This window comes from Nocardiopsis sp. FIRDI 009, assembly GCF_003386285.1.
GTDB lineage: Bacteria > Actinomycetota > Actinomycetes > Streptosporangiales > Streptosporangiaceae > Nocardiopsis.
On the sequence record NZ_QPNC01000032.1, the window covers coordinates 68832 to 76342 of the forward strand.

General features: G+C 67.4%; 9 protein-coding genes and 1 pseudogene. 3 read left to right on the forward strand and 7 right to left on the reverse strand.

Annotation, left to right across the window (positions count from 1 at the left end; translation table 11 throughout):
* Positions 1-103 precede the first annotated feature (103 nt).
* The gene (locus DVR05_RS23500) at positions 104-1870 is read left to right on the forward strand and encodes a PhoX family phosphatase (RefSeq protein ID WP_116248081.1); all 1767 of its coding nucleotides are present in this window, start codon (positions 104-106) and stop codon (positions 1868-1870) included.
* Positions 1871-1921: 51 nt separating this feature from the next.
* On the opposite strand, the gene DVR05_RS26770 is transcribed toward DVR05_RS23500, so the two are convergent.
* Positions 1922-2218 carry a hypothetical protein gene (locus DVR05_RS26770; protein WP_157982517.1) on the reverse strand — a complete coding sequence of 99 codons (297 nt, stop codon included), beginning with the start codon at positions 2216-2218 and terminating at the stop codon, positions 1922-1924.
* 60 nt (positions 2219-2278) lie between these two features.
* Between DVR05_RS26770 and DVR05_RS23505 the strand changes: the two are divergent.
* Positions 2279-2434: pseudogene (locus DVR05_RS23505) on the forward strand (IS3 family transposase); the annotation flags it as partial.
* Here DVR05_RS23505 and DVR05_RS23510 read toward each other — a convergent pair.
* Both DVR05_RS23510 and DVR05_RS23515 read right to left on the reverse strand, forming a co-directional pair.
* The gene (locus DVR05_RS23510; protein WP_232832282.1) at positions 2396-2956 is read right to left on the reverse strand and encodes a transposase family protein; all 561 of its coding nucleotides are present in this window, start codon (positions 2954-2956) and stop codon (positions 2396-2398) included. The pseudogene DVR05_RS23505 and the gene DVR05_RS23510 overlap by 39 nt on opposite strands.
* Before the next feature lie 115 nt (positions 2957-3071).
* On the reverse strand, positions 3072-3704 hold the full coding sequence (locus tag DVR05_RS23515) for a TetR/AcrR family transcriptional regulator (protein ID WP_198659316.1): 633 nt from the start codon (positions 3702-3704) through the stop codon (positions 3072-3074).
* A 238-nt stretch (positions 3705-3942) separates the two neighbouring features.
* Here DVR05_RS23515 and DVR05_RS23520 point away from each other — a divergent pair, with 238 nt between their 5' ends.
* Complete coding sequence (locus tag DVR05_RS23520; RefSeq protein WP_116248083.1) at positions 3943-4689, forward strand: haloacid dehalogenase type II; 747 nt, start codon at positions 3943-3945, stop codon at positions 4687-4689.
* 103 nt (positions 4690-4792) lie between these two features.
* On the opposite strand, the gene DVR05_RS23525 is transcribed toward DVR05_RS23520, so the two are convergent.
* The 4 genes from DVR05_RS23525 to DVR05_RS28025 all read right to left on the reverse strand — a co-directional run.
* Positions 4793-5875 carry a helix-turn-helix domain-containing protein gene (locus DVR05_RS23525; RefSeq protein ID WP_116248084.1) on the reverse strand — a complete coding sequence of 361 codons (1083 nt, stop codon included), beginning with the start codon at positions 5873-5875 and terminating at the stop codon, positions 4793-4795.
* 568 nt (positions 5876-6443) lie between these two features.
* Positions 6444-6830, reverse strand: coding sequence for a transposase (locus DVR05_RS27170; protein WP_198659317.1), 387 nt, complete (start codon positions 6828-6830; stop codon positions 6444-6446).
* Between the two features lie 12 nt (positions 6831-6842).
* Positions 6843-7088, reverse strand: coding sequence for a transposase family protein (locus DVR05_RS27175; RefSeq protein ID WP_198659318.1), 246 nt, complete (start codon positions 7086-7088; stop codon positions 6843-6845).
* A gap of 360 nt (positions 7089-7448) precedes the next feature.
* On the reverse strand, positions 7449-7511 hold a 63-nt coding region (locus DVR05_RS28025; protein WP_157982398.1), incomplete at its 5' end, for an adenosylhomocysteinase.

The following is a 7511-nucleotide window of genomic DNA, read 5'->3' on the forward strand; positions in this document are numbered from 1 at the left end:
ACCCGCCGGACATACACCCAAGTCGCAACCGAATGTGATTTTCTCGTCATTCAAAGTAGGGTTCGCGGTCGGTGTGGGGACACACCGAAACGAGGAGAGGGCCATGTCGCACCGCACGAACGACCACGCGCACCCCAGCCGCAGAGCCGCCCTGCGCGCCGGGACACTGGCCGCCGCCACCCTGGCCGGATTCCCCCTCTCCCCCGCCCACGCGGCGCCGGTGGACGGCACCTCCGTGACCTTCCCCTCCGTCCCCATCGCCCGGACCGACGACGTCACCGTCCCCCCCGGCTACACCGCCCACGTCATCGCCCCCTGGGGCGCGCCGCTGCACTCGTTCGGTCCGCGGTGGCGGCCGGACGCCGCCAACCCCGCCGCCGAGGCCCGGCTCCAGATCGGCACCGGGCACTCGGGGCTGCACTTCCTGCCCGTCAGCCCCCGACGCGACGGAACCCGCAGCGGAGTGCTCGTCATCAACCACGCCTCGGCCGACCCCGTGCTGCTGCACGCCGACGGCGGGCGGGCCGCCACCGCCGAGCGCACGGCCAAGGAGATGGTCTCCCTGGGCGCGTCGGTGGTGCGGGTGAAGCTCTCCAACGGCCGCTGGAGGATGGTGGGGGCGGACGTCAACCGCCGGATCACCGCGTCGTCGCACGTCACGTTCTCCGGCCCCCTGTACGGGCACGACGTGCTGGAGGGCGGCTCCGGGGCGCGCGGGGTCCTGGGCGGCACCGCGCACGCGATCACCCCCTGGGGCACCTACCTGACCGGGGAGGACACCGTCTCCGACGTCTTCGGCACCCGGGAACGGAGTTGGCGCCCCAGCGAGGCGCACCGGCGCTACGGGCTGGCCGCCGACGGCTCCGCCTACGACTGGCACCTGCACCGGCCCCGGTTCGACCTGGCCGAGTCGCCGGACGAACCGTACCGGTTCGGCTGGACGGTGGAGATCTCCCCCTGGAACCCGGTCTCCCCCCCGGTCAAGCGCACCGCCCTGGGCAGGATCGCGCACAGCGGGGCCGCGGTCACCGAGTCACGCGGGCGGGCGGTGGTCTACATGAGCGACACCAGCCACGTGTACAAGTTCGTCGGTGAGCACGCCTGGCAGGAGGTGCGGACCGCGACCGTCAGCCCCCTGGACGAGGGCACGCTGTTCGCCGCGCGGTTCGACGACGACGGCACCGGCGAGTGGATCCGGCTGGAACACGGGCGCGACGGCCTCACCAGGAGGCGGGGCTTCCACGACCAGGCCGACGTGCTCCTGCGGGCCCGGGAGGCGGCCGACGCCGTGGGCGCGACCGAGCTGCGCTCCCCCGGCCGCCCCACCGTGCACCCCGAGACGGGTGAGGTGTACCTGCCCGAGGCCAGGGCGGGCAGCGGCGGCAGGGTGCTGGTCTGGACCGAGGGGTCGGGTGACCACGGCGCGACGGTGCTGGACTGGCGGGAGTTCGTCCGGCCGAACTCCTCCGACGACTCCGACGGCGCCCGGTTCGCCGCCCCGAGCGGGGTGTATTGCGGGGGCGACGGGCGGCTGTGGATCACGACCGACGTCGTCCGCCTGGGCGACGACGACCAGCGCGCCGACCTGGGCAACAGCGCGCTGCTGTGCGCCGACCCCGAGACGGGGCGGGTGCGCCGGTTCCTCACCGGCCCGCGCGGCTGCGGGATCTCCGGTGTCACCACCGCCCCCGACCAGCGGACCCTGTTCGTGAGCGTGCGGGGGCCGGGGTGGTCGGGATCGCCGCTGGGCGACCCGACGGCGGCCGATCCACGCGCGGTGAGCAACTGGCCCGAGCACGCACGTCGGGGCCGCCCCCGCTCAGCCGTCGTGGTGGTCCGCCGCGAGGACGGCGGCGTCGTCGGCACCTGACCTCTCAGGCCGCAGGCTCGAGTCCTGCCGAGTGCACCACGAAATCCCAGTTCAGACGGGGTGTACGAGGACCTCGGAAAGAGTCCTCTCATCGTTCGGGACCGTTCGCGCTCCCCGGTCGAACCTCAGTCCGCGCCACCCCATCGGATTGGAAACCGCCGCTCCCGGCGGGACGATCCCAGGAACCCACACCTGGGACAGCACCCCGGTCGCGGAGGCCACGACCTCCACGGACAGGTGCGGTTGCACCAGCCACCGCGACCAGTGGGGCTTGAGCAGCCCCACTGTGCGGTTCCAGAACTCGGTGGCGTTGGCGAGGGTGGCCTGCGGCGGCGGCAGGATCTCCACCAGGCGAGCCTCGCGCGACAGGTGTCGAAGTCGTTGCGCACCGACCTGGCCCTGGACGAGGTGGAGATCGCGGTGGCCGAGTACGTGGACTGGTTCAACCACCGCCGCTTGCACGGCGAGATCGGCCTGGTCCCGCCGGCGGAGTTCGAAGACCACTTCTACCAGAGCGAGGGCAGGTCAACACAGGCTGAAGCGTTGGTTCCCAGCCTCCAATAAACCCAGCACGAAACACGCGGGCAGATCGTTGACCGACCCGGGCTCGACATCACTGACGAAGAGGGGGAACCCGTCCGGTTCCATGACGCCTTGGACGTTGCCTCCATGGTGGCGGGCTTTTCCCGAGTACCACAGATCGATGCTCTTTCCTTTGATGCTGGTCGTCTTCTCCGAACAGCGGTCGATCGGGATCACCGTGCCGTCGAGTACCAGGTGGGGCACGCCCGGCTCGTGGGCCGCGTGGAGTGCGTGGTGCAGGTCCGGGGCCTGGGCGGCAAGGACAGCGGTGGCTTCGCCGATGCCGTGGTCACGGGCCAGGGTGGCGGGATCGGTCCCGTCACGGAAGTGGCGCAGGGCCATCACTGCCTGATGGAAGCAGGTCAGGGCACGGGTCCCCTTGCGGGTACCGCGCAGTGCGCGTTCGGCAGCCAAGAGACGGGAGAGAAGGAGAACGGCTTCCCTGGGGACGTCGAGAATGGCACGATAGGTGACCACGTGGAGCCTTTCACGGTAGCCCGGCAAGATTCGACACCTCGCCTTCTACCTGGGGCTCCACGTCCATGTCTGCTGAACGGACGTTCCTCCTCTCAGGTTCGGTTTGCCGTTTTCATCCCGCTTCAAAGTCGCTGGGATCACCTCAATGGGCGAATGCGTTCTCGACAAGGATCCTGGCTATCTCCTCGGTGCGCTCGAAGGGCTGGTCGATCGTGTGCATGGAATGTGCGACACAGGCTCCCTCATGCAGGATCAGCATTTGGGCAGCCAGGTAAGAGGGATCCTGCGCACCTCCCCTCGCCGCCAGTTCCTCCAAGTAGGTGAGAAACCAGGCCTTCTGCTCCCTGCCGACCTCGAGGCCGGGGTGCCCCTCGGGGAGTTCGGCGGAGGCGTTGACGAAGGCACAGCCTCGTGAACTGCGTGTACACGTCCAGTTGCGTAAGGCGCAGAACGTGGCCAGGAGCTTCTCGCTGGCGGGACCGCCGTGACGGTCGACGTGATCCACCAAGATGGAACGCCATTGGTCGTCACGGGCACGCAGGTAGGCGACGATCAGATCCTCTTTTGAGCCGAAACAGTCGTAGAGCGTCTTCTTGGTGAATCCTGATTCTTCCGCGATCGTCTCTACACCGACAGCCCTGATCCCCTGTTCATAAAAGAGTTGGGAGGCGACCGAGAGAATCTTCTTGCCTGCCGACGTCAGGTGCTGCGGGGCGCGACGCCTGCCGTCTTGGCTTGCTGTGTTGTCTTGGGGAGTCATGTTCAGATGGTACACCGATCGGTTTATATGCAAAAGGCCTGTAGTGTCATTAAAATAGTAAAAACCACCCGAAACTCTGGCAACTTCGCGCAGATGTGATTAATTACCAGAAGGCGGAGAATTGTCCTTCTGTCGTGTTGGAATGCCGCTGGCGGAGTAGTGTCGGCATTGGTCGGAGCAGGCGGGGCGCTCCGATCTGGACGGTGACAGGAATGACTCGCCGTACGTTCGGACCAGGGGAAGAGGTTCCAGAATGTTCGACATCGAAGCCGTTGTCTTCGATGTACTGGGAACGATGGTCGATGAGCCTGGCGGTCTGCGCAGGGCGATTCGTGAGGCGTTGCCCGGGGCGGCGGAGGAGGCGTTGGTCGAACGGTTGCTGGCCGTGTGGCAAGAACACGTCGAGCGCCAGCAGCGACGCATCGCTGAGGGGAGCCGTGACTACGTGGGCAGTGAGGTCATCGACCGTGAAGCCGCCGAGCGCGTCGCCGAGCACGCCGGGATCATTGATCGAACGGCAGTAGAACGACTGGCGGCTGCGGGTCAGCGGTTGGATCCGTGGGGCGATTCCGCTGCCGGACTCGCTCGTATCGCGGAGCGATTCCCCGTGCTGGGTCTCAGCAACGCCGACCGTGCCACTCTCGTCCGGCTCAACGCCCATGCCGGACTGCGGTGGCACCAGGTCTTGTCCGCAGAAGCAGTACGCGCCTACAAACCCGCGCCACAGGTCTATCGGCTCGCACTCGACGTCGTCGGATGTCCGCCGGAGCGAGTGTTGATGGTTGCCGCGCATGCATGGGACCTTCGCGCCGGCCAGGCGCTGGGCATGCGCACCGCCTACATTCGGCGGCCGGTCGGCGATTCCCCCGGTCGGACGGACACATTCGATTTGCAACAGGACGGCCTGGAGGACCTGGCCGGTGTCCTTGCGGCTCCCGGCCAGGTCGGCCGGCCGGGAGCCGGTGGCGGCGCCGGGGGTGAGACGGCCGTGCTTCGGTGAGGCACAAGGCCCAGATGTATGTGTCGGCCAGGCATGCCACCGCCTGCCCGAAGTAGATCCTGAGCCTTTCACCAAAAAGGGGACACCTCCGCCCGGTGTCCTGCTAGTCCCGGAGAATTCCATACGAGGTCTCGAAGGCGTGGTGGAGGGCAACGTCTTCCTCGGTAAGGTTCAGATCAGCGGTGGAAACATCAGCACCGCGGTACTGGTGATGCACGATGCGTTCACAGGCCAGGACGAGGGCCAGGGGGAAGTACCCACAGTGTTCGACAATCGTGGAAGCCGCTGCAGGATAGGTGTCGGCTCGGGTCTCACCGATGATCTCGCGGATCAGCCGGATGGCATCCGAACGGTGAAGTTCGGTCAGGAGTAATGGGACGGTGCCTGCCTTGGACATTAAACCGGGTAACCACGATCGACTGGTCACCACGACGGCGCATCTCGGGGACCCGGGCAACAAGGAATAGACCTGTTGGGCATCTGCCGCGTTGTCCAGCAGCAGCAGCATCTTGCGGCCGTGCAGGTGCGAACGCAGTGCGGCGGATCTCTGTTCCAGAGTCTCCGGGATACGGTCGGCGGGCACTCCCAGGGCATGGAGCAGGCCCGCCAGGATATCGAACGGTGACGCCTTTTTTCCAGCTCCCTGGAGGTCGACGAACAACTGCCCGTCGGCGAAGTGTCCGTCGTTGACGGCCTGGTGCGCCCACTGCACTGCCAGTGCGGTCTTGCCCACTCCGGGCGGACCGCTGATGACACCGACCGGCGTTGCGAGGGACTGTTCCTGATCCAGCAGCAGCCTGTCCAGACAGCTCAGTTGCTCTGCTCGCCCCACGAAATGTGGTATCGCCGCTGGCAGTTGGGCGGGCTGAACCCAGCCCTGCTGCTGGCGGGTGGCCGACTCCAGCGTCAGGGCTATGGTGGTGAAGGTGTTTCCTGTGCTCAGGGCCCTATCGCAAGCCTCCGCAAAGGCCACCGAAGGGTTTCTTTTTCCAGTCTCGATTTTGCTGATATGACCTCGGTCGAAATGCACGAGAGTGGAGAACTGAGCGAGCGACAAACCTCGCTGCTTCCGGTGGGATCGCAGCAGGTATCCGAACGCCACCGGCGCGCCGTCGGCGTTCGTGTAGCGTTCCCTCTGCTGAGGGATCTGGGTCGATATTGAAACCTGTGAGGGTTTCCGTACCATTACAAGTCCCCTAGCGGGATGGCGTATACAGACCGGTATAGTTACATGCTATAGATATCGCCTACGGAACGTCAACGATCCTTTCCAGGTTGTCGGTGATAACTTTGGGTGACGGCTCGTCGTGTCGCTCACCACCAGGGCCTCGGCAAAGTCAGGTCTGCAGGAGTCCGAGAGGGCGGGTCTCGTCACGGATCGTGTGACGGTCGGCCTCGGCGGCATCGTCGAATCCGGCCGTTCGGAGCAGCCCGATCGCGGTGTTGCGCGGGGCGGCCATGACTTGGGGTGCCTCACCGGTACGGACCTGGGAGCGGTCCTCGTCGTAGGTGACATCACGGACGTGGTGGCGTTTGTTCTCGACGCCCCGGCGCCGGCGAACCCATCGGCCAGCATCAGTGGACCGGCGGTGCGTCGGTCGGCGGAGGTGATCAGGTAGGCGGCCTCGACGCTCTTGCGTTCGGGAGAGCCCCTGGACTTCTTGCGCCAGGTGGTGCGACGCAACTGGGCGACCCGGGCCGCGCCCTCGAACTCGATCCACGCCGGGACCTCGGCGGTCTTGATCGCGCGGGTCTCACGGCGGCCATGCCCGGACTCGCGCATCACGCGGCCCGGCACGTGCTTCCAGGGCGGGTTCTTGAGCTGGGCGTACAGGTGTTTGTTGTTGGCTTTGACGGTGAAGACGTAGTGCCCGCCCAGGCCCCGGATCATGGCCGCGGTGTCGTGCTGGCTGGGTATGCATCGCGTCGACGGTGACCACGGCGCCGGCCACGTCGATCACCTGCAGCAGGTCCCGGGCGGCGGGGATCTCGTCGCTCTTGGCGTCCACACCGACCTGCCCCAGGGTGGTGGTGCCGCACAGGGCGGCGACCAGGTGTGGCGCCCGTTCGGTGCCGGTGCGGGCGCCGCGGACGGTCCTGCCGTCCAGAGAGATGGCCCGCAGCCCGTCGACCACGGCCACCCGGGGAGCGGCTCAGGCCCCCAGCACCTTATCGAGCAGGTCGGCGTCCAGGCGGGCGAAGGCGCGGCGAAACATCGCCTCGTCGGCTGCGCCCCGGCCCACGCCCAGGGTGGTCAGTGTGCCGGTGATGGTCTCGGCGGCCCACCGGCCGATCGCGGTGAAGCCCTTGGCTCCGGTCAGGACCGCGCACACGGCCGCGGCGATCAGCGCGGCCGGTGTTGTGGCGTCGTCCGCGGGGCTTGCGCGGGTCGGGGACACGGGTCAGGACCTGGAGTCAGGTGGTCATGACGTGAGACGGGTTCGGGCGATCGCTCCGAGCCGCCATGGGCCGAGGCTGACCCGGAGTAGTGCATTGGAGGGCACGAGCGTCCACCGACCCCGTGCACCTTTCGGATGAGCTGGTGGTCGGCCTTCTGCCTCTCGGGCAGCGGATGGCCCGGGCCCTTTTCGGCGAGGGTGGGTGTCGCGTCGCCGGCGTGGACGTATCCCGGATCGGTCCGCTTCGTGCACCTCGCCGGTTCGACAGTGGTGGTGCCAGACCGGCCCCGGCGTCGGCCTGTCCCGCCCCACGGGCCCGTGGGGCGGGACAGGCCGGAACTTCCGATGGCGGTGGTGTCCCTAGTACCGGTAGTGGTCGGGCTTGTAGGGGCCCTCGACGTCCACGCCGATGTAGGCGGCCTG

Excerpts from the sequence above, each read along its gene's own strand:
- DVR05_RS23520 (WP_116248083.1), top strand. The coding sequence starts at position 3,943 with ATGTTCGACATCGAAGCCGTTGTCTTCGATGTACTGGGAACGATGGTC.
- DVR05_RS23525 (WP_116248084.1), bottom strand. The coding sequence starts at position 5,875 with ATGGTACGGAAACCCTCACAGGTTTCAATATCGACCCAGATCCCTCAG.
- DVR05_RS23500 (WP_116248081.1), top strand. The coding sequence starts at position 104 with ATGTCGCACCGCACGAACGACCACGCGCACCCCAGCCGCAGAGCCGCC.